Origin of the sequence: Actinokineospora globicatena, assembly GCF_024171945.1 — a bacterium.
Lineage (GTDB): Bacteria > Actinomycetota > Actinomycetes > Mycobacteriales > Pseudonocardiaceae > Actinokineospora > Actinokineospora globicatena.
The window spans coordinates 175,281-196,764 of sequence record NZ_JAMTCR010000008.1 but is presented as its reverse complement, the minus strand read 5'-3'; the positions used below and the strand labels follow the sequence as shown (position 1 = coordinate 196,764).

16 protein-coding genes are annotated in these 21,484 nt (G+C 70.6%); 9 read left to right on the top strand and 7 right to left on the bottom strand.

Going from position 1 to position 21,484, the window contains the following annotated elements; translation table 11 throughout:
• Nucleotides 1-3: 3 nt before the first annotated feature.
• Nucleotides 4-1,182, bottom strand: a complete 1,179-nt coding sequence (locus LV79_RS33085; RefSeq protein WP_253842258.1) for a Vgb family protein — start codon at nucleotides 1,180-1,182, stop codon at nucleotides 4-6.
• A 122-nt stretch (nucleotides 1,183-1,304) separates the two neighbouring features.
• On the opposite strand from LV79_RS33085, the gene LV79_RS33080 reads away from it, so the two are divergent.
• Entirely contained in the window at nucleotides 1,305-2,393 is a 1,089-nt protein-coding gene (locus LV79_RS33080; protein WP_253842257.1) for a M20 family metallopeptidase, read from the top strand.
• Between the two features lie 60 nt (nucleotides 2,394-2,453).
• Here the strand turns inward: LV79_RS33080 and LV79_RS33075 are convergent, their stop codons facing one another.
• Entirely contained in the window at nucleotides 2,454-4,208 is a 1,755-nt protein-coding gene (locus LV79_RS33075) for a proprotein convertase P-domain-containing protein (protein WP_253842256.1), read from the bottom strand.
• A gap of 133 nt (nucleotides 4,209-4,341) precedes the next feature.
• Here LV79_RS33075 and LV79_RS33070 point away from each other — a divergent pair, with 133 nt between their 5' ends.
• Nucleotides 4,342-6,873 (top strand): helix-turn-helix transcriptional regulator, encoded by a 2,532-nt coding sequence (locus LV79_RS33070; protein WP_253842255.1) that lies wholly within the window; start codon nucleotides 4,342-4,344, stop codon nucleotides 6,871-6,873.
• A 49-nt stretch (nucleotides 6,874-6,922) separates the two neighbouring features.
• Nucleotides 6,923-7,828: a glutaminase A gene (gene glsA, locus LV79_RS33065; RefSeq protein ID WP_253842254.1), complete on the top strand. Its 906-nt coding sequence runs from the start codon at nucleotides 6,923-6,925 to the stop codon at nucleotides 7,826-7,828.
• A gap of 687 nt (nucleotides 7,829-8,515) precedes the next feature.
• Here the strand turns inward: glsA and LV79_RS33060 are convergent.
• Nucleotides 8,516-9,937, bottom strand: a complete 1,422-nt coding sequence (locus tag LV79_RS33060) for an FAD-dependent monooxygenase (RefSeq protein WP_285470700.1) — start codon at nucleotides 9,935-9,937, stop codon at nucleotides 8,516-8,518.
• Between the two features lie 152 nt (nucleotides 9,938-10,089).
• Entirely contained in the window at nucleotides 10,090-10,725 is a 636-nt protein-coding gene (locus LV79_RS33055) for a class I SAM-dependent DNA methyltransferase (protein WP_253842253.1), read from the bottom strand.
• Nucleotides 10,726-10,917: 192 nt separating this feature from the next.
• On the opposite strand from LV79_RS33055, the gene LV79_RS33050 reads away from it, so the two are divergent.
• Nucleotides 10,918-12,351, top strand: coding sequence for a protein adenylyltransferase SelO (locus LV79_RS33050; protein ID WP_253842252.1), 1,434 nt, complete (start codon nucleotides 10,918-10,920; stop codon nucleotides 12,349-12,351).
• Nucleotides 12,352-12,516: 165 nt separating this feature from the next.
• A complete protein-coding gene (locus tag LV79_RS33045; RefSeq protein ID WP_253842251.1) occupies nucleotides 12,517-12,861 on the top strand; it encodes a hypothetical protein in 345 nt (114 codons plus the stop codon).
• Nucleotides 12,862-13,532: 671 nt separating this feature from the next.
• On the opposite strand, the gene LV79_RS33040 is transcribed toward LV79_RS33045, so the two are convergent.
• Nucleotides 13,533-14,456, bottom strand: coding sequence for an AEC family transporter (locus tag LV79_RS33040; protein WP_253842250.1), 924 nt, complete (start codon nucleotides 14,454-14,456; stop codon nucleotides 13,533-13,535).
• A gap of 127 nt (nucleotides 14,457-14,583) precedes the next feature.
• On the opposite strand from LV79_RS33040, the gene LV79_RS33035 reads away from it, so the two are divergent.
• The 4 genes from LV79_RS33035 to LV79_RS33020 all read left to right on the top strand — a co-directional run bounded on the left by LV79_RS33035 (nucleotide 14,584) and on the right by LV79_RS33020 (nucleotide 19,853).
• The gene (locus tag LV79_RS33035) at nucleotides 14,584-14,724 is read left to right on the top strand and encodes a hypothetical protein (RefSeq protein WP_253842249.1); all 141 of its coding nucleotides are present in this window, start codon (nucleotides 14,584-14,586) and stop codon (nucleotides 14,722-14,724) included.
• A 148-nt stretch (nucleotides 14,725-14,872) separates the two neighbouring features.
• Nucleotides 14,873-15,223: a VOC family protein gene (locus LV79_RS33030; protein ID WP_253842248.1), complete on the top strand. Its 351-nt coding sequence runs from the start codon at nucleotides 14,873-14,875 to the stop codon at nucleotides 15,221-15,223.
• 157 nt (nucleotides 15,224-15,380) lie between these two features.
• The gene (locus LV79_RS33025; RefSeq protein ID WP_253842247.1) at nucleotides 15,381-17,762 is read left to right on the top strand and encodes an excinuclease ABC subunit UvrA; all 2,382 of its coding nucleotides are present in this window, start codon (nucleotides 15,381-15,383) and stop codon (nucleotides 17,760-17,762) included.
• A gap of 792 nt (nucleotides 17,763-18,554) precedes the next feature.
• The gene (locus LV79_RS33020; RefSeq protein ID WP_253842246.1) at nucleotides 18,555-19,853 is read left to right on the top strand and encodes a pentapeptide repeat-containing protein; all 1,299 of its coding nucleotides are present in this window, start codon (nucleotides 18,555-18,557) and stop codon (nucleotides 19,851-19,853) included.
• Here the strand turns inward: LV79_RS33020 and LV79_RS33015 are convergent.
• Nucleotides 19,850-20,899, bottom strand: a complete 1,050-nt coding sequence (locus LV79_RS33015) for a fatty acid desaturase family protein (RefSeq protein ID WP_253842245.1) — start codon at nucleotides 20,897-20,899, stop codon at nucleotides 19,850-19,852. The two genes, LV79_RS33020 and LV79_RS33015, sit on opposite strands and share 4 nt — an antisense overlap.
• A gap of 188 nt (nucleotides 20,900-21,087) precedes the next feature.
• Nucleotides 21,088-21,414, bottom strand: coding sequence for a hypothetical protein (locus LV79_RS33010; protein WP_253842244.1), 327 nt, complete (start codon nucleotides 21,412-21,414; stop codon nucleotides 21,088-21,090).
• Nucleotides 21,415-21,484 lie beyond the last annotated feature (70 nt).

Here is a 21,484-nt window from a genome sequence, read left to right as displayed (position 1 = left end):
TGGTCAGGGGAGGGGGAGGTGGGCGATCTTGTTGGTGGTGAGGAGGCCGAACCAGATGGCGGTGGGGTCGTGGACGTTGATGTCGCAGGGGTAGGAGGCTGTCGAGGGGGTGGGCCAGGTGCGGACTTGGTGGGTGGCGGGGTTGAAGCGGGCGATCTGGTTGCCGAGGCCGAAGGCGGCGGGGAAGCTGACGGCGAAGTAGATGTTGCCGTCGCCTGCTTCGGCGATGGGGCCGGGCATGGGCAGTGGGTTGCCGATGCTGCCGATGGCGAGGCCGTCGAGCAGGCTGGTGAGCAGGCCGTTGACGCCGAGCAGTGGGTACTCGGTGATCTGGCCGGTGCCAGGGGTGATGCGGGCGATCTTCATGCCGAGTGCCTCGGCGACCCAGATGGTGCCGTCGGCCGCGGTGCGGAGGCCGACGGGGAAGGACAGCGGGGTGGGCATCACGTACTGGGTGAAGCGGTGGGTGTCGACGTCGAGGGTCGCGACCTTGTTGAGCTGCGGTAGGTCGAACAGCACGGTGCGGCCCGGGCCGGGTTTGATGATGCCGAACAGCGCGCCGACCTGACCGAGGATCTCCCCTGGTACGGGGAACCGGTCCCACGCGCCGGTGCGCGGGTCGTAGCGCCCGATCGAGTTGAGGCCGCCGAGGGTGAACCAGAGCGCCCCATCCGGTCCGAGCGCGAGATCGTTGGGCAGGCCGATGCCCAGGTGCAGGCGCTCCAGGGTGAAGGCGTTCGCCCAGGGCAGCGGGAGTTCGGTCATGGAGCCGTCGGCGGTGTCAACGCGCAGCAGGCTGTTTCCGGTGACCTGCGGCAGCCACAGGTCGCCCGCCAAGTCGACGTCCATGCCGCCGGGAACCGACAGCGGCATCGGGGTGCTGAAGGTGGTGAACCGCCCGGTCGCCTGCTCGAACCTGGTGACCTGGCTGCTGAGGTACTGCTCCACCCACAACGCGCCGGTGCGGTCGAACTCGACCTCGCACACGCCCCCGATCGGCAGCGACGACGGCACCGGTCCGTGCTCGACGATCGACGGGTACTCGGCCGCCATCGAGTTGACGATGACTCCAGCGATCCCATCGGCCTCAGCGACGCCAGCAACCCCCGTGATCGGCGCGACCAAGTACGCCGGTGTCGGTGACAGCACCAACACCAGGACGAGCGCCAAGACGAACCGCACCACTGCCTCCCCCGACTGACTGGACACCGCAAGGCTATGCCGCGCAACACTTCCCGGCATCACTCGACCGGTGGCAGTCGGCGCCACGGATGGGTCATGTCGATCTGCGGGAGGATGGCGGTATGGACATGGACGAGTTCCTGGTGGCGGCCGAAGAGTTGTTGGCTATCCCGTCCACGGCGGATCGGGGGGTGGAGTTGGGGCGGGCCCTGGACTTCGTGTTGGGGGTGGTCGGCGCTGGGGTGACCGTTGAGCGGTTCGAGTCGGGGGGCAAGCCGAGTGCGTTGGTGTACCGGGGTGCTGAGCGGCCGCGGTTCCGGGTGGTGTTCAACGGGCATCTGGATGTGGTGCCCGGGACGCCGGAGCAGTTCGAGCCGCGGCGGGTGGGTGATCGGCTCTACGCGCGTGGGGCGCAGGACATGAAGCTCTCGGCGTTAGCGCTAGCGATGGCGTTCCGCGATGTAGAGGCCCAAGTGCCGGTAGGGCTACAGCTGGTCACAGACGAAGAGATCGGCGGCCACGACGGGACGGGATACCAACTCGCGCAGGGAGTCGATGCGGACTTCGTAGTGATCGGCGAGTACAGCGGCCTGCGCGTGGTGATCGAGTCTAAGGGGCTGCTCACGGCACGTCTGCGCGCTAGTGGCCTACGGGCCCACAGCGCGTATCAGTGGCTGGGCGACAACGCCGTCCTCAAGCTCATGCGGGCGGTAGACGGAGTCCTGGCGGCATACCCGGTCGCGACCGAGGAGGTGTGGCGTACGACCGTCAACGTGGCCAGGGTGGAGACCGAGCCCGGCGCGATCAACCAGGTGCCCGCCGAAGCCACGGCGTGGCTGGACATCCGCTTCACCCCGGGGGACGCCGACTTCGCGAACCGCACGCCTGCCGAGGTCACCGCCCACCTGACCGCGCTGTGCCCGCCCGGCGTCACCGTCGAGGTCGACCGCGTCGAGCCGCCCCACCACGCCGACCCGGACAGCGCCGCGGTGGCCGCACTGCGCAGCGCCGCCCAGTCGCAGGGCTACTCGGGCGACTTCCTCCGCAAGCACGGCGCCGCGGATTCCCGGTTCTATTACCAGAAAGGCGTCGACGCGGTGATCTTCGGGATCGGCGGCGACGGCCAGCACGGACCGGACGAGTACGCCGACCTCACCACCGTCGAGCCCTACTACCGCGCCCTCACCGCGTTCCTGGGCGGCCTGCGGTAGCGCGGGCCAGCCGCCACACGGGTGGTGTGGCGGCTGGTTCACCAGCGGATCAGCCCTGGGTCACAGGGTGACCGACCACGCGTCGAGCACCCCGGTGTCGCCGGAGCCGTTGTCGCCGATGCGGAGGGTCCACTTACCGCCGGCGTTCTCGTTGACGTTGGCCACCGAGAACGTCTTCGGGTTGGGGAACGCGGTGCACTGGAAGCCGCCGTAGCGCTGCAGCGAGTACCAGGTGCCGGACGGGCCCACCAGGTTGATGTTGAGGTCCTGCTGGCAGGTGTGTGTGGCGGCGACGGTGACCTTCACCGTCGTGGCTGCCCTACCGGAAACCGTTGACGTCAGCGGGCTGATGACCGTCGTGTAGTCGCGGATCTGGTAGTCGGTGTCACTGCGGACAGTGCGACCGCCGCCCGTGTCCCCCGGCTTGGTACGAGCTTGCACCGCCGCACTGGCCGGTGAGGCGTTCCCTGCCGCGTCCGTGGCCTTCACCGTGAAGGTGTACGCGGTGTCTGGCGTCAGGTTGCTGACCGTCGCGGTAGTGCCAGCGCCAGAGGCAGCGACAGCGGTTCCGTTGTAGACGGTGTAGCCGGTAACGCCGACGTTGTCGGTAGCGGCGTCCCACGCGAGGGTCACGCTGTTGCTCGTCGTGTCCGTCGCGCGCGGGTTACCCGGCGCGGTCGGCGCCTGCGTGTCACCACCCCCGCCACCGGTGACCAGGGTGAGACCCCACTTGCGCAGTGCCTCGTTCACCGGCTGGAAGATGGACTGGTCCCGCGCCCCACCGGGGCTGCACGAGGAGGCGCCGCCGGAGTGCAGGCCGACGGCCTTGTCGCCCGCCAGCCACGCGCCACCGGAGTCGCCGCCGAGCGAGCACGCGGTCGTCGTGGCCAACCCCTCGACGACCACACTCCCGTAGCTGATGGTCTGGTTGACCGCCGTGACCTCGCCGCACTGCCACTTCGACGTGTTGCCCGAGTGGCACACCGCCTGACCGACGATCGGCTCTACCGACCCGGTCACCGTGACAGCGCTACTCCCCCAGGTATTGACCGCCGCAGACAGGTTCCACCCGGACTCGGTTACCGCAACGACCCCCATGTCACCTTCGCGTGCGTTGACGGTCCGCGAACCGCCGACGTTAGAGGTACCGATCCGGTTCTGGCTCCCGCTCTGGCCGTACGCGGCCTGGTTGGCGTCGTTGGTGCAGTGCCCGGCGGTCAGGAAGTGCTTGCCGCCGGAGGAATCCGTGGCCGGGAACCCGACCGAGCAGTTGGACTCGCTGCCCGGCCACCACGGGTTGCCCGGCTGCACGGTGCCGCTCTGCTGCACGGGCGAGGAGGTCGTCGCCACGACCCGGACCCCGTCGATGGCCGGGAACGCGCGGGACGTGCGGCTCCGGTCGACGCGGACCTCTACCTCGTTGGTCGGGGGGTCGATCCCCCAGCCGGTGACACCCGGGAACGCGTGCCCGGCGACGGTCTGCACGAGCCGGTCCAGGGCCGCCTGGTCGCGGCGCACCATGACGGGCTCCGCGCCGAGGTCGCGCACGGCCTTCGCGGTCGCCTCGTCGGTCACCGCGACCTTGAGTCCACCGTCGAGCCAGACGCCTGCCGTGCCGGTGCGCGGTAGGGCTGCCACGACGCTTTGGGCCTGTGCTTGGATCGCGAGCCGGTCTTGTGCCTCGGCCTGGGTGATCCCGAGGTCACGGCTAAGAGCGTCGGCGACTGGGTCCTCCTGGCTGCCGCCATAGGCGTACCCGGCACTCACGGATAAGGTCAGCGCGCACGCCAACCAGAGGGCTGTTCGGTATCGCATGTTCAACTCCGTCGGAGTCGGTTGCAGGGTGTCGTCGAAGCTAGGGACGACGGGATGGCGCCGAAATGGGGGAAACCCCTCGTCCAGCGGGTTCCCGCTGGTGGGGCCCGCGTCGGCGGCCCAAGATGGGCTGATGCCCCTCGTCGGTGCCCGGCTCGCGGATCACGACCACCCCCGGTTGGTGCTGTACGGACCGGCCGGGATCGGCAAGACCGCGCTGGCCACGGCCCTGGCCGAGCGCGCGGGGTCGGCGGTGGTGATCGCGCCGCAGCAGGCGGACGCCGAGGTGCCCGGCGCCGGTCTGGCCGAACTGCGGGCGGCGGCCGGGTTGCCGTCGTTGCCCACGGCGGACGGTCTGGCTGGTCGGACGATCGCGGTGGACACCGTGCGGGCGCTGTCCGGGGTGCTGGTCGTGGACAACGCGCAGTGGCTCGATCGGGTGAGCGCCGAGCTGATCGGGTTCGCCGTGCGGCACGCGGCGGACCTGCGGGTGGTCGTCGCCGAGCGCACGCACCAGCGCCCGGTCCGGGGGGTGGCCATCTGCGGCGAGGACGCGGTGCGCGGCCCGGTGTCGCCGCTGAGCCCGGACGACGTCGCGGAGCTGCTGGCGCACAACGGGTTCCGCTACCGCTGGGCGGGTCGCGTGCACGCACTCAGCGGCGGTAACCCGGGCCTGGCCTTGGAGTACGGCGCGGCTCTTGGCGGCCGCGAACTCGTCGCGGCCGTACCGTTGCCCGATGCTGTACGGCACGCGGTGGGTACTCGGCTGGCCGAGTTGGACCCGGCGGTCCTGCGCACACTGCGTCTGGCGGCGTTGGCCGAGCATCCGACCCTCGCGTGTCTGCATAGAGCGGGCGGCGTGGCGCTGGTCGATGTCGAGGACCTGGTCACTGTGGACGAACTGGACTCCGTGTCGTTCACGGCAGGCGCGGTCTCGGCGACGTTGGCCGCGGACATCCCCTACGATCAGCGCCTGGCGTTGCACGAAGACCTCGCGCGCGCGGTAGATGACCCGGTCGAACAGATCCGGCACCGCGCGTTGGCGGTAACGGCGCCGGACGCGGATCTCGCCGACGCCGCCGAGAAGGCCGCGGCGGTCGTACGCGGACAGGGCAACCGGCGTCGCGCGGCCGAGTTGTGCCTCCTCGCCGCGCAGCGCACCCCACCGACCGACGAAGACACCCAACTACGGCGCGCGGGTGACGCGGCGGTCGACGCAGGTCACTCCGGTCTGGCCGAACGCGCCTGGAACGCGGCGCGGCTGGTGCTCGACCGCAGCACCGACGCCCGGCAGCGGCTGCGCGTGCGGCTGGCGCTCGCGGACTCGGCGGGCCAGGCGATGACCGATGTGGACGACCAACTCGCGGCGGCGGTGGCAGACGCGGGCGACGATCCGGATCTACTCGCGTCGGTGCGTCTATGGGAGGCGGTGCGCGCCAACATCTCCGGTGACCCGGTCGCGGGTCGTGGCCTAGCGCGGCAGGCCGCGGACCTGGTGGTGCACGACACGGCGGTACGGGCGCGGGCGTTGACGGTGTGCGCGCGGATGGAGCGGGTTCTAGGGCTGCCCGACACAGGAGCACTCGACGAGGCTCTAGCGATAGGAGGCGCCGGGATCGACGTGCACGACACGCCGGAGTACCTGGCCGTGCGGCACGCGGTGTTCGACGACCGCCTCACCACTGCGCGATCCCGCCTGCTGGTACTGCTACCTGCCGCGCAACGGTCAGGGGCGGTGGACGACGTGGTGGACGTGCTCCGGTCGTTGGCGGAGGTAGAGGCGCGTGCGGGTCGGTGCGGGCATGCGCTGTCCTATGCGCGACGGGGGCTAGAGCTGACGGCAGTGGCGGGGTTGTCGCCTGGACCTGCCTGGTACACGGCGGCGGTAGCGGAAACGGCGGGCGGGACGTTCGAGCGTGCCGTGGCCTACGCGCGGCGCGGGGCGGTCGCGTCCGAACAGGAGCAAGACCGGGTGTACCTCTCCCGGTGCCTGCACGCGCTCGGGGTCGTACGGCTGGTCACGGCGGCGTCCCAGGATGCGGTCACGGTGCTGTCGCGGGTGCGTGATCTGGAGCACGCGCAGCGCGTGGGCGACCCGTCGATCCTGCGCTGGCATGCGGACCTGGCCGAGGCGATGGTCGCGGTGGGTGACGCGTCGGCGGAGGAGTTGGTGGCGGCCACGCGGGTCCGCGCCGTCGAACTGGGCCGCGACGGGGTGCTGGCGATGCTCGACCGGTCGACCGGGATCGCGGAGGGCTCGGCGACCCAGCTGCGGTCGGTCGTCGGGCGGTTCACGGCGCTCGGGTTGCCCGTCGAGGCTGGTCGGACCCTGCTCTCGCTGGCCGCGGTGCAGCGGCGGGCGCGGCGGCGGGGTTCGGCGCGGTCGGTGCTGGTGGAGGCGGCGGAGCTGTTCGACCGGCTGGACGCGCCGCCGTGGTCGGCGCTGGCCGCGCAGCAGCTCACGCACCTGGAGCCGATGGCGGGCGACCTGACCCGCACCGAGACGAGGCTGGCGGAGCTGGTGCACGCGGGGGCCACCAACCAGCAGGCGGCGACAGCACTCTCCGTGAGCGTCAAAACCGTCGAGGCGACGCTGACCCGGGTGTACCGCAAGCTGGGCGTGCACTCCCGGGCACAGCTGGTAGCCAGGCTGGCCCAGCGGTAAGGGTTTTCCCTTATTGGCCGCGCGGGCCCGGTCGGCCACTCTCTCGACCGTGGAACTAAGCGATGTCCTGGCGGAAGTGCGCGAGACGGTCGGCACCGTCACCACCGGCGTGGTGACCTCGGCGATCCCGGCATTGGCCAGGATCGACCCGCACCGGTTCGGGCTGGCCTACGCGGGCGTCGACGGCGAACTCGTCGGCGTGGGCGACTGGGACACCGCGTTCTCGGTGCAGAGCGTGTCGAAGGTGTTCAGCCTGGCCCTGGTGCTGGCCCACGACGGCGAGGCCCTGTGGACCCGCGTCCGGCGGCAGCCCTCGGTGTACCGCTTCAACTCCCTGTCCGAACTCGACGGCGACTGCGGCATCCCGCGCAACCCGTTCGTCAACGCGGGCGCCCTCGTGGTGACCGACCGCCTGCTGGGCATCACCGGCGACGCCAAGCAGGCGGTGCTGGACCTCCTGCTCACCGAGTCTGGCGGCGGCCTCTACGTGGACGAGGCGGTGGCCGCCGACGAACAGGCGCACAACCACCGCAACAGCGCCATCGCGCACCTCATCGCCGACCACGGCAACCTGCACCACCCGGTGGAGGACGTCCTCGACCACTACACCGGCCACTGCGCCATCGCCGCCACCTGCGGCCAACTCGCCACCGCCGCCCTCTTCCTCGCCCGAGGCGGCATCCGCACCAACGGCGAACGCCTCCTGTCCGCCGCCGACACCACCCGCCTCAACGCCATCCTGCTGACCTGCGGCACCTACGAGGCCGCGGGCGACTTCGCCTACTCCGTAGGCCTCCCCGCCAAAAGCGGCATCGGCGGCGCCATCCTCGCCGTAATCCCCGGCCGAGGCATCCTCTGCGCCTGGGGCCCAGCCCTCGACGCCCACGGCAACTCCATAGCCGCCACCCAAGCCTTGTCCACCTTCACCTCCATCACCGGCTGGTCAATCTTCTAACCCTCGCCACGTCCCGATGAAGCCCCCACGCCCCACAACGCTCGCCGCCTGAACACCCCACGCTCCGCCAAGTCCCCACGCCCAACCCCAGCCCACCACATACGACTGTCCAAGACCCCGCCCACGTTGCCCCTGCCATCCGCCGCCGACATTGGCCGGCACGCGCCCGCAAACGACGTTGGCCGATACGCGGCTGGTGCCAGGCCGGCTCGATGGGGCGGACTTGTTTTGTGTGGGGGGACGGTACCCGTAGCGTCGTTCAGCGGACAGGGCCATGCTTTTCGGCCCCTGCTTTGCGGTCCTGCCACGGGTGTCGTAGGGGCCCCGCACAAAACAAGTTCGCCCCATCGAGCTCTGCTCGAAACTCGCGTCAATCCGATGGCGCAGCCGAGGCGTCCACCGCAGCGCAGCGGAGGCACGAGACCCAGACTTCCCCCAGCTCAACGCCCCACCAACCACGGCCGCCAAGATCAACCCGACCCAAAGACCCCCGAATACACAGCCTACCCAAGGGAACGCAAGCCTGGAGAGGCTGAAAGTCGACCCTGTGGACAACTCAGACCCGTATGGACAACTCCATCCCTTGCAGACAGCTCCGTCCTTCGCAGACAGCTCTAGCCCACGAGGCGCAAACCAAGCAGTGCACTCAGCGACCAGAGGCAGACACCCTGCCGGACAGCTAACCCGCTACCGAGCCACCCCAAACCACCGCGAGAGCTGCTCCTCCAGCTCCCCCTGCCCCTCCCCAACCCACGCCACATACCCATCCGGGCGCACCAGAACCGCCGATACCTCAATCCCCGCAACAGAATCAGCGACAAGGTCAACCCGGTCCGACCACCCACCCACACCCAGCAGCCCCGTCCGGTCCAGCACCAACCCACGCCCCGCGCGCAGACGGTCGAACACCCGCCCATCCCGCAGTTCCACATCCACCAACCGACGCCCCACCAACTCAGACTCAGCCCCGAAGTCATAGCGGATGCCAGTAGCAGTGATCTTCTCGATCAGCCGCCGGTTCACCTCATCAACGTCCATCAGCTCAGCCACCAGCTGACGCACAGCCTGCGAACCCGGATCAGCGCCAGACAAAGCCACCTGAGCGCGAGTGTTCGCCAGCACACCAGCGGCGACCGGGTGGCGTTCGGCGTGATAGGTGTCCAGCAAGGTTTCCGGCGCCCAGCCCTGGATCTGCGCCGCCAACTTCCAACCCAGGTTGACCGCGTCCTGGACGCCCAGGTTCAGGCCTTGGCCGCCCGCAGGTGGGTGGATGTGCGCCGCCTCGCCCGCCAAGAGAACCCGGCCAACGCGGTACTGCTCAACCAGCCGGGTCGCGTCGCCGAAGCGGGATAGCCAGTGTGGGGAGTGGACGCCGAAGTCGGTGCCGACGAGGGCGCGTAGCTGCTGTGCGAAGTCCTCGATGGTGGGCGGCTCGTTGCGGTCCTCGCTGACCCCCGCAGCTGGGATCACGACGCGGTAGACGCCTTCGCCGAATGGGGCGAAGCTGAACGCTCTACTGCGGACTTCGGCTACCTTCATGGCGATCTCCTCGGGCGACGCGGCCGCCTCCAGTTCGCCCATCAGCGTGTCGTTTCGCGAGGGCTCGCCGGGGAAACCGACGCCGAGCAGCTTGCGGACCGTGCTGCGGGCGCCGTCACAGCCGACCAGGTAGCGCGACCGCAGACGCTCGCCGTCGGCCAGTTCGACCGTCACACCCTCGTCGTCCTGTTCGACTCCGGCCACCGCACAACCACGCCGGACCTGCGCACCGAGGTCGACCGCGTGTTCTTCGAGCAGGCGGTCGATGACCGGCTGCGGGATGCCCAACAGGTAGTCGTACGCGGAATCCAGGCCCTCGGGCGCGGGCTTGGGGATGCCTGCGAAGACACCACCGACCGGGCGCTGCCTCCCGTGTGCGAGGAGACGATCCAGCAGGCCGCGCATCGCCATGAGTTCGATGCTGCGGATGTGCAGGCTCACCACCCGGACGTACGACGACACCGGCTCGGGTTCCTTCTCCACGACGAGCACCCGCACGTCGTGCAACCGCAGTTCGGCGGCCAGCATGGCCCCCGTCGGCCCGCACCCGGCAATGATCACATCGAACACGCGCCACCACTTCGCCTCTGTCGCCCACCCAGCCACCGTGCGGCTCGGCACGCCGATTCCGGATTTCCGCAGGTCCTGGCACCGGCCGCACAGTGTCCGGCAACCCAGGCGCCGGCCGCAAGCGATATTGGTCCCCTGTGGATGCCCCCGGCCTACGCGGGCTTCCGCATGATCAGGTACCCCTGCGCGCTGGCCTCCGGGGGCTCGGGTGCCCGCACCAACCGGGCCACCTCCGCGAACCCGACCGCGCCCAACATCTCCGAGACCCGCGCGGTGGGCAGCCAGTACACCCGCAGCGACAGGTCGTGCCCGTAGGCGTGCTTCAGGTGGCGCCGCTCGTCGCCGTCCTTGAAGGCCACCAGGAGGTACCCGCCCGGGGCCACGACCCGGTGCAGCTCGGCGAAGAGCACCGGCAGGTCCGACGGGTCCGTGTGGATGATCGAGTACCAGGCGACGGCGCCCGCGACGGAGTTGTCCGGCAGGTCCAGGGCGAGCATCGACCCCACCGTGAAGCGCAGGTCGGGGTAGCGCCTCCGGGCGACCGCCACCATCCCCGGCGACAGGTCGATCCCGAACGCCGACAGGCCAAGGGAATCGAGGTGCGCGGTGATCCTCCCGGGACCGCAACCCAGGTCCGCCACCTGCCCGTCGACCAGCTCGGCGAACGCGGCCAACATCGCCCGGTCGAACGATCTCCGCTCCAGGTCCCCACGGAGGCGCACTTCGTAGTCGTCGGCGACCAGGTCGTAGGTGTCACGGGCTTCGGTGATGTAGGGCGGCTCAGTCATGGGAGTCCCGGGGTTCAGCCGCGGCGCGACGCTGAGGCGGTTTCCCTTGGAACGTAACAGGTCGCCGCGACGGGCCGGTCGATGATCACCTGATCGCCCGGCCCGTTCACCCGGTCCGCGCGGCGGCCACCGGGTCGTCCGGGGTGTGGACACCGGAGGGCAGCGGCGGTGGGGAACCCGTACCGTGGTGGGGTGAGCACCGTGACCGTTGCCCTGAGCGACCAGTTCGCCCGCGCGTTGCCGGAGATGGCGCTGGCCTGGCAGGCCGAGCCGGTGCCGGAGCCCCGGTTGCTGGTGCTCAACGAGGCGGTCGCCGGGGAGCTGGGGCTCGACATCGGGTGGCTGCGGGGGCCCGAAGGGGTGGGGCTGCTGGTCGGCACGCACGTCCCGGCGGGGGCGAACCCGGTGGCGCAGGCGTACGCGGGGCACCAGTTCGGGCACTACTCGCCGCGGTTGGGCGACGGTCGCGCGCTGCTGCTCGGTGAACTCGTCCACGCTGACGGTCGGTTGCGCGACCTGCACCTCAAGGGGTCGGGGCGCACGACGTTCGCGCGCGGCGGGGACGGGCTGGCGGCGGTGGGGCCGATGCTGCGCGAGTACGTCATCAGCGAGGCGATGCACGCGTTGGGGATCCCCACGACCCGGTCGCTGGCCGTGGTGGCGACGGGGCGACCGGTGCCGCGCGAGACGATCCTGCCGGGGGCCGTCCTCGCCCGGGTCGCGAGCAGCCACCTGCGGGTCGGCAGCTTCCAGTACGCGCGGGCCACCGACGACGTCGACCTCCTGCGGCGGCTCGCCGACCTCGCGATCGAGCGGCACCACCCGACGGACGCCGACAACCGGTACCTCGCGCTGTTCGAGTCGGTGGTCGCGGCCCAGGCCTCCCTGGTGGCGCGGTGGATGCTGGTGGGGTTCGTGCACGGCGTGATGAACACCGACAACATGACGATCTCCGGCGAGACCATCGACTACGGCCCGTGCGCGTTCATCGAGGCGTTCGACCCGGACACGGTGTTCAGCTCGATCGACCACGGCGCCCGCTACGCGTACGGCAACCAGCCCGCCATCGCCGAGTGGAACCTCGCGCGGCTGGCCGAGGCGCTGCTCCCGCTGCTGGCCGACGACCAGGAGCGGGCGATCGCGCTGGCCGTGGCGGCGCTCGGCGGGTTCCGGCGGACGTACAACGACGTCTGGACGGCGGGGGTGCTCGCCAAGCTCGGTGTCCGGGAGGCAGACCCGGCGCTGGTCAACGAGCTGCTCGACCTGCTGCAGGCCAACCACGTCGACCACACGCTGTTCCACCGCCGCCTCGGCACGGCCGCGCGCGGCAACCCCGAACCGGTCCGCGAGCTGTTCACCGACCTCGCCGCCATCGACGCCTGGCTCCCCCGCTGGCGCGAGCTGTCGCCGGACGCCGACGCGATGGACCGCGTGAACCCGGCGTACATCCCGCGCAACCACCTGGTCGAGGAAGCCCTCACCGCCGCGACCGACGGGGATCTGGAGCCGTTGCACGGTCTGCTGGCCGCCGTGACCGCGCCATTCGACGAGCGCCCCGGGCTTGAGCGTTACGCGACCCCGGCGCCGCAGGACTTCGGTTCGTACCAGACATTCTGCGGCACCTGATTAACGCGGAACTGACGTACGGCCCCTTTGCGGACCGATGAGCAACTGATATACGAACCTGTCAATTCTTGCGCCGTTCGAGTGCTTTCCGTAGCGCGCCGGAGTTCTAGGCGGGGATGAATGCAAGCCTGTGGTCTTCCACGAACCGTTCACGGGAGGACCACAATGAGGAAGGCCGTCATCGCCGTCGCACTGGCCGCCGCCGCGCTCGCGAGCGCCACCCCGGCCGCCGCCGACGTGCTCGTCATCCAGGGCACCTGCGGCGACAAGTTCAGCCCCACGGTGCCCGGCGGCGCCGCCGCGTGGACCGTCACCTGCGCGGGCGGCAACGTCCGCGCCCAGGGCTGGGTCAAGGACACCCGCGCCGACGGCAAGGGCGCCGAGGTCTACGGCACCTGGGGCGACGGCTCCAGCTTCGGCACCGTCCGCGCGGGCGGCAACGGCGTCACCAAGACCTTCGACAAAGGCCACTCCGGCTCCACCGTCTACCTCTACCTCCGGGTCATCTGACCCATTTTCGGCAGATTTCCCATTCTGCCCCAACCCGAAACCCCTCCCTTTCCCGCACCCCACGGCCGACTAGTCCACAACCCCGCCAACCATCCACAGCCCAGCCGCGCCCCCCTTGACAAACCGCCGATTCCGCTAGGCTCGAACGTGGGACCTCAGACCCCGGGAGGGTGGGCCCCACCACGGAGTTGATCATGGACGGCGGCGGAGCTCTTATCGCGGTCGGCGCTCTTGCACCGACCCGCAGGGGTGCACGCCAGCCCGCAGGGGTGAGTCGGGGAACACTCTTTCAGCGCCCCGAAGGGGTACGTCGGGGAACGTTCTTGCACTAGCCCGCAGGGGTGCCGATGGGGAACCCTCTTGCACCAGCCTGCAGGGGTGCCTCGGGAGGTGCTCTTGCGGCGACCCGCAGTTGCGGTGGTCAGCGCAAGGAGCAGTTAGGGCTCCGGGGAGCGAGCGACGGTCTTGTGAGAGGCGTCGCTCGTACGACGATCGACCCGTTGAGGCGGGCAGCGCCATGGGCTCTAGAGCGAGCGGCGGGCAGGGCGTTGGGGGCGGCAGGGCGTTAGGGGCGGGCAGCGCGTTGGGAGCGGGCTGCCCGCCCGTCACGGTGGGCGCTCTTACGACGGGCAGCGCCAGAGGAGTGATCAGCGTGGTCTCACTGTGAGGTGCTAGAGGGTGGCCCACTGGACCCACAGGGGCAGTAGCAAGAGGGTCACCAGGGAGCTCTTGACCACCACCGAGGCCGCCAAGTCAACGTCCACGTCGTAGCGCTGGGCGAAGACGAAGAGGTTCTGCGGGGAGGGCATGGCGGCGATGAGGACCAGGTACTTGAGCCAGTCGCCGGTGATGTGGAAGGCGTAGCGGCAGAGGAGGAGGGTGATCAGGGGGAAGGCTAAGCACTTGAAGGTGATCAGAGCCAGTTCGGTGCGGGTGGTGCCGCGGATGGACAGGCCCGCGCCGCCCAGGTAGAGGCCTAGGGCGAACAGGGCGACGGGGGCGGCTGCCTCGCCGACGAAGGCGAGGCCGTCGAGCAGCGGGGTCGGGACCGGGACCGACAGCAGGTTCAGCAGGATCGCCAGGTTGCAGGCCAGGACGACCGGGGTGTTGAGCGAGGCCCAGACCGCGCGGGCGAGTTTGCGGGGTGTGCTGCCGGTGCCGCCGAACTCCATGGTCGCCAGGATGACCGTGGACAGCAGGCACACCTGCAGCAGCAGGATCGGGAAGATCGGTGCCGCGTCGCCGAAGAGCATGACGAACACCGGGACAGCGAAGTAGGCCGTGTTGACCTGGACGGCCGCCATGACCCGCAGGGCGCGGACCTTCGGGCCGCCCCGCACGACCAGGCCGACCAGCAGCACGCACAGCGCCGCGCTGGCCGCGTACGCCGAGATCGCCCGGACGTCGAACAGGTGCCCGAGGTCGCTGAGGAAGATCTTGCCGAACAGGTAGCTGGGGATCGCGAACAGGAACGCGAAGTCGGTGAAGAACCCCGCCGCCTCCGCCGGGATCACCTTCCGCCGCGCGAACACCGCCCCGGTCCCGAACGCCAGGACGACCGGGACCAGCTTGCCCAACGCCGCGAGCACATCCATCAGCGAACGCCCCCACCCACCACGCTACTGCTCGCCGACGCCCCAGCCGCAGGCGCGGGTACCGTGACGCGCCAACTCCACGCTCAACCTGGAGCCCGATCCCGACCCCAGGTCCGATCCGGGGGCGTTGGCACTGTCCGTCCACAGCGCACCGCGCCCGCGCGGCTTCGCCACCCGATTGGTGGAGAGTGCCGACTCCCCGGTGATCACCGCCGTGGTGCAGGCGGAGCCGCACGTCATCGGCATCCGGGCGCTGGCGGTGGACTGACTGTCGCCGATGGGTGACCGAGCGCGGTCGCCCCCTCGTCCATTCCGGTCACGAATCGAGAAGCGCCGCTGGTGGGCCTCTCCTACTGTCACGGACAGGGCAGGCCACCCCGGCCTGGACACCCGAACCGCGATCGCGAGGAGTGACCATGTCCGGTACGCCCACCGTCAAGACGATCCTGCACCCGGTGACCGACGTGGCGAAGGCCAAGGCCGTGTACACCGCGCTGCTCGGTGTCGCCCCGCAGGCCGACGAGTCCTACTACGTCGGCTACGAGGTCGACGGCCAGCACATCGGGTTGGTGCCCGGTGGCGCGGAGCAGGGCCTGACCGGGCCGGTCGCGCACTGGCACGTGGCCGACATCGAGGCGAAGCTGGCCGAGGTGACCGCCCAGGGCGCGACCGTGCGGCAGGCACCGCGCGAGGTCGGCGGCGGGCGGCTGGTCGCGACCTTCGCCGACCCGGACGGCAACGTGCTCGGGCTCATCCAGGACCGCTGAGCCAACGCCGGCGCGGGCGGTGCACGACCCCTGGACCGGTTCCGGGGCTGGTTAGATCGAAGCAGGTCCAGACCCCTGTGCGGCTGGGCCGAGCAGGGTGGAGCACGGCGACGCGGCGCGGACGGACGCGACCGACGCCCGGACGATGGGGAGCACGATGAGCAAGGCCAAGCGGACGCAGGCGCCCGCGCAGCACGCCGCCGACAGCCACGACCTGATCCGCGTGCACGGCGCCCGGGTGAACAACCTCAAGGACGTCAGCGTCGAGATCCCCAAGCGGCGGCTGACGGTGTTCACCGGGGTCTCCGGGTCGGGCAAGAGCTCGCTGGTGTTCGGCACCATCGCCGCGGAGTCGCAGCGGCTGATCAACGAGACCTACAGCGCGTTCGTGCAGGGCTTCATGCCGACCCAGGCCCGCCCGGACGTCGACGTGCTCGACGGGCTGACCACCGCGATCATCGTCGACCAGCAGCGCCTCGGCGCCGACCCGCGCTCCACCGTCGGCACCGCGACCGACGCCAGCGCCATGCTGCGCATCCTGTTCAGCCGGTTGGGCAAGCCCTACATCGGCTCCCCGCAGGCGTTCTCGTTCAACGTCGCCTCCATCAGCGGCGCGGGCGCGGTGACCATCGAGCGCGGCGGCACGACAGTCAAGGAGCGGCGCAGCTTCAGCATCACCGGCGGCATGTGCCCGCGCTGCGAGGGCCGGGGCTCGGTGTCCGACATCGACCTGACGGCGCTCTACGACGACACCAAGTCGCTCAACCAGGGCGCCATCACCATCCCCGGGTACAGCATGGAGGGGTGGCAGGGGCGCATCTACCGGGGCAGCGGGTTCTTCGACCCGGACAAGCCGATCCGCCGCTACACCAAGAAGGAACTCGCGACGCTGCTGCACCAGGAGCCGACGAAGATCAAGGTCGAGGGCATCAACCTGACCTACGCCGGGCTGATCCCGTCGATCCAGAAGTCGTTCCTGTCCAAGGACGTCGAGGCGATGCAGCCGCACATCCGCGCGTTCGTGGAGCGGGCGGTCACCTTCACCACCTGCCCGGACTGCGACGGGACCCGGCTCAGCGCGGAGGCCAGGTCGTCGAAGATCAAGGGCGTCAACATCGCCGACGTCAGCGCGATGCAGATCAGCGACCTCGCCGAATGGGTCAAGGGCCTGTCGGAGCCGTCGGTGGGGCCGCTGCTCGACGCGCTGCGCGAGACGCTGGACTCGTTCGTCGAGATCGGCCTCGGGTACCTGTCGCTCAACCGGCCGTCGGGGACGCTCTCGGGCGGCGAGGCGCAGCGGGTGAAGATGATCCGGCACCTCGGGTCCTCGCTCACCGACGTCACCTACGTGTTCGACGAGCCGACCACCGGCCTGCACCCGCACGACATCCAGCGGATGAACGAGCTGCTGCTGCGGTTGCGGGACAAGGGCAACACGGTGCTGGTGGTCGAGCACAAGCCGGAGGTCATCGCGATCGCCGACCGGGTCGTCGACATCGGACCCGGTGCGGGCGCGGGCGGCGGCACGATCTGCTTCGAGGGCACCATCGAGGGCCTGCGGGCCAGCGACACCGTCACCGGCCACCACCTCGACGACCGGGCCGCGGTGAAGGACTCGGTGCGCGAACCGACCGGCGCGCTGCAGATCCGCGGCGCCACGGCGAACAACCTGCGCGAGGTCGACGTCGACATCCCGCTGGGGGTGCTGGTCGTGGTCACCGGGGTCGCGGGCTCGGGCAAGAGCTCGCTGGTGCACGGGTCGATCCCGGGCGGCAACGGTGTGGTGTCCATCGACCAGGGTGCGATCAAGGGGTCGCGGCGCAGCAACCCGGCGACCTACACCGGGCTGCTCGAGCCGATCCGCAAGGCGTTCGCGAAGGTCAACGGGGTGAAGCCCGCGTTGTTCAGCGCGAACTCCGAGGGCGCGTGCCCGACCTGCAACGGCGCGGGCGTGATCTACACGGACCTGGCGATGATGGCGGGCGTGGCGACGACCTGCGAGGAGTGCGAGGGCAAGCGGTTCCAGGCCGCGGTGCTCGACTACCACCTCGGCGGCCGCGACATCAGCGAGGTCCTGGCCATGTCGGTCGCCGAGGCCGAGGCGTTCTTCGCCGACGGCGAGGCCCGCATCCCCGCCGCCCACGCCATCCTCACCCGCCTCGTCGACGTCGGCCTCGGCTACCTCACCATCGGCCAACCCCTGACCACCCTGTCCGGCGGCGAGCGGCAACGCCTCAAGCTCGCCACCCACATGGGCGAGAAGGGCGGCACCTACGTCCTGGACGAACCCACCGCGGGCCTGCACCTGGCCGACGTCGAACAGCTCCTCGGCCTCCTCGACCGCCTCGTCGACTCCGGCAAGTCGGTCATCGTCGTCGAACACCACCAGGCCGTCATGGCCCACGCCGACTGGATCATCGACCTGGGCCCCGGCGCGGGCCACGACGGCGGCCAGATCGTCTTCGAGGGCACCCCGGCCGACCTGGTCGCCGCCCGCTCCACCCTCACCGGCCAACACCTGGCCGACTACGTCGCCTGAGCCCACCTCTCCCCCGGTCTGGCCCCATCACGGCGGACCGGGGGAGCTTGTCGGCTTTCACGCCCCCTGGGGCGCCCTTGCCGGGCAGCGGGCACGCACGTGCGCAACTGAGGGCCGCCTGCGAGCTGGTGACGTGAACGGCAAGCCTGGAGAGCTGGCTCAGCTGACAGGACCGGCGCGGCACCCACCAACGACCGCTCGCACCAGCGGGCCCCACGCCCACCCGCGCTGACCCCACCCGCCCACGCCGCCTACTCCGCGAACGCCGATCCGCAGGCACCGACCCGGCCACCCCTCGCGCCAGCCTTCCCCCGCACGGCGGCTCGCACTGGCCTCACGCTCACCGCCCCCACCCACAGCGTCCCTAGGGCCTGCCCGCCCCACCCGCTCTCAGGCCTCCCGGCACCCCCGCCTATCACACCTTCGGGTGAACCCCCTTGACGACCCCCGCCGCCCCACCAACTTGGGCCCGGCCCCCACCCTCTCCGGGGGGCGTCCCTGGGCCAGTCTACCGGGGCGCACCGACAGTGGATCTTGGAAGCACCCCCGTGGAGATCCACATGTGGATAACTTCTGTAACCCAGAAGAGGGAAGCTTTCCACCCGGGCGATAGCAGATCCGCTGGTAGAGGCCAAGAACAGCGCAGGCACACCACCGGCGAGGACCAATCAGGGTCGCGAGTGATCAATCAGGCCAACCGATCGGGCCGAAGCGTCCACAGTGGACAAGAAGGGTCACCCGGTCGGTGGAGAGGGGTGGGGGCGGGGGGTGGGGGTCCGCAGGCTGGGGGGTATGGACGATGAGGGTGAGGTCGGCGCGGAGAGATACACCGTGTTGTCGGTGCGGGCGATGGTGGTGTGGGCCGCGGTGATCGTGGCGGTGGGGGTCGGGGTGGCGGGGTGGTTGTTGGCGGGACCCCAGGGGCAGGACAGCGAGGAGAGCCGGGTCCGGTTGGACGCGATCCGGACGGCGGGGTCGATCGTGGTGGGGACCGGGGGTGCGGCGGCGTTGTTGCTGGCGGCGCGCAGGCAGCGCAGCACCGAGATCGCGCTGCGGCAGAAGGACAGGGACCTGGCCGACGCGGCGGTGGCGTTCCGGCTGCGGGAGCGGGTGGCGGCCGACACCAGGGACGACGCGGCGGCGCGGCGGATCACGGACCTGTACACGAAGGCCGTCGAGCTGCTCGGGTCACCGCAGGCGCCGGTCCGGCTAGGTGGGCTCTACGCGTTGGAGCGGCTCGCGCAGGACAACCCCGGGCAGCGGCAGACGATCGTCAACGTGCTGTGCGCGTGCCTGCGGATGCCGTGCGACCTGCCCGACGACGCGGGCGACGAGTTGCGGGCCGAGGACCCGGCCAGTGACCGGGACCGGTTGCAGGAGCGCGAGTTCCGGCTCACCGCGCAGCGCCTGCTCGCCACGCACCTGCACCCGGGCACCCACCCCGGCGCCCCGGTCGCGTCGTTCTGGCGCGACATCAACCTGGACCTGACCGCGGCGACGCTGGTCGGGTTCACGCTGCACGGGTGCGCGGTGCGGACCGTGGTGTGCAAGGCGGCGACGTTCGTCGGCTACGCCGACCTGGCCTGGGCGACGGTGACCGGCGAGGCGGACTTCAGCGGCACGACCTTCACCGCGGGCGCGACGTTCGCCTCGGCGGTCCTGCGCGGCGACGCGGATTTCGAGTGGACGACGTTCACCGACCACGCGAGCTTCGACGCGGCCGTGTTCGCCGCGGTGGACTTCGAGTGGAGCACCTTCGCCGACGGGGCGGACTTCACCGCTGCCCGGTTCACCCGGGGCGCCAACTTCGGCTCCGCGGCGTTCACCGACGGCGCGGACTTCGAGCGGGCGCGGTTCGACGAGGACGCCACCTTCGGCGCGGCGACCTTCGGCGGGTACGCCGACTTCCGCGCCGCGACCTTCCTGGCGGGTGCGGACTTCGGCGCCACCACGTTCAGCGGCAACGCCGACTTCCACGACACCCGGTTCCCGGCCGTCGTCCCGTCGAGCGGGGAGCACGCCCCCCGCGTCGACTTCCGGAGCACCACCTTCGACCGCGGTGTCCCGCCGGGACTGGCCGACCTGGACTAGCTGTTCGCGAGCGCGGGCGTGCGCAGCGTCGCGCCCACCGAGTGCAGGTGGCTCAGGACCTGGCGGTACGAGGCGAAGATCCCGCAGTGCACGTACGGGATGCCCTGGCGGGTGCAGTACTCCTGCACGATCGGCTGCGCGCGGCGCAGGTTGGCCCGGGGCATGTTCGGGAACAGGTGGTGCTCGATCTGGTAGTTCAGACCGCCGAACAGGTAGTCGACCCAGCGGCCGCCGATGATGTTGCGCGAGGTGAGGACCTGCTTGCGCAGGAAGTCCACCGCGTCGTCCTTGGACAGCACCGGCATGCCCTTGTGGTTGGGCGCGAACGAACAACCGAGGTAGACGCCCATCAGGCCCTGGTGGATGGCGATGAACACCAGCGCCTTGCCCGGGGACAGCACGGTGAACACCGCGCCCAGGTACACCACGGTGTGCACGACGAGCAGGGTGCCCTCGAGCCGGACGGTCTTGATCTCCTTGGCGAGCACCGCCTGGAAGCTGGCGATGCGCAGCATGATGGCCTCGACCAGCAGCAGCGGGAAGAACAGGAACGCCTGGTACTTGGTGATGAAGTGCGCGACGCCGCGCTTGGTGGTGGCCTGCCGGTCGGTGAAGGCCAGGACCAGGATGTCGATGTCCGGGTCCTCGTCCTCGTGGTTGGGGTTGGCGTGGTGGCGGTTGTGCTTGCTGACCCACCACTGGTAGCTGATGCCGGTGATGGCGCCGTGCGCGTAGCCGATCACGTCGTTGCCGCGCCGGGACTGGAAGATCTGGCGGTGCCCGGCGTCGTGGCCGATGAAGGCGAACTGGGTGAGCACCACGGCGATCCCGGCGGCGGTGAGCATCTGCCACCACGAGTCGCCCAGCAGCACGAAGGCGACGACGCCCGCGGCGAGCAGCGCGAGGTTCGTGCCGATCCGCAGCGCGTAGTAGGTGTGCCGCCGGTGCAGCAGGCCCTCGCTCTTGATCCGGCGCGACAGCTCGGCGAACTCGCTGCCGCGCCGGGCCTCCGCGGTTTGGGTCTCGGAAGCAGGTGATGCAGTCATGGTGTGGTCATTTCTTTCGGTGGGCGCTCAGCGCGGCCTGCGGTGGTGCCGCGCTGGCAAGCGAGGTCTGGACAAACCTTCCACCACCGGGGTCAGCGTCCGGGACCCGGGAGTGGACGGGGGCGTGGTGTTCATCCGGCGGGAGCACCGGGGCAACGACGACGTCAGCGGGGTGTCGCCGCGCGGGGTCAGCTGGGCAGGGCGGGGCGTACCCGGCGCCGGGGGAACCAGGTCCGCGGTGAGCGGGCGCGCGCGCCGAGCAGCACACCGGCGGCGACCAGCAGGGCCACCGCAGGCGGGGCCACGTCGGCGGCGCTGGGTGCGAGGGGGGCGGGCTGGGCACCGCTCGAGGTGAGCACGAGCACCACGGCGACGAGCACGGCGGCCACGACCAAGGCGGCGACCGATGCCGCGCGGACCGGGACTGGGGTGGGCAGCTCCGCGGCGTTCGGCGGAGTGGGCTCCGCGGGGTGTGGAGTCGACAGTACGGGCCCGGTGGCTGACGTATCGGTCACGGGTGCCCCCTCTCTGCGGTGGGGCTCACCGCTGAGGCTATACCACGCATTCCCCCCATGCCGACGCGGC

Coding starts and splice junctions, on each gene's coding strand:
- LV79_RS33080 (WP_253842257.1), top strand. CDS start 1,305: ATGGACATGGACGAGTTCCTGGTGGCGGCCGAAGAGTTGTTGGCTATC.
- LV79_RS33075 (WP_253842256.1), bottom strand. CDS start 4,208: ATGCGATACCGAACAGCCCTCTGGTTGGCGTGCGCGCTGACCTTATCC.
- LV79_RS33070 (WP_253842255.1), top strand. CDS start 4,342: ATGCCCCTCGTCGGTGCCCGGCTCGCGGATCACGACCACCCCCGGTTG.
- LV79_RS33055 (WP_253842253.1), bottom strand. CDS start 10,725: ATGACTGAGCCGCCCTACATCACCGAAGCCCGTGACACCTACGACCTG.
- LV79_RS33045 (WP_253842251.1), top strand. CDS start 12,517: ATGAGGAAGGCCGTCATCGCCGTCGCACTGGCCGCCGCCGCGCTCGCG.
- LV79_RS33040 (WP_253842250.1), bottom strand. CDS start 14,456: ATGGATGTGCTCGCGGCGTTGGGCAAGCTGGTCCCGGTCGTCCTGGCG.
- LV79_RS33030 (WP_253842248.1), top strand. CDS start 14,873: ATGTCCGGTACGCCCACCGTCAAGACGATCCTGCACCCGGTGACCGAC.
- LV79_RS33025 (WP_253842247.1), top strand. CDS start 15,381: ATGAGCAAGGCCAAGCGGACGCAGGCGCCCGCGCAGCACGCCGCCGAC.
- LV79_RS33020 (WP_253842246.1), top strand. CDS start 18,555: ATGGACGATGAGGGTGAGGTCGGCGCGGAGAGATACACCGTGTTGTCG.
- LV79_RS33015 (WP_253842245.1), bottom strand. CDS start 20,899: ATGACTGCATCACCTGCTTCCGAGACCCAAACCGCGGAGGCCCGGCGC.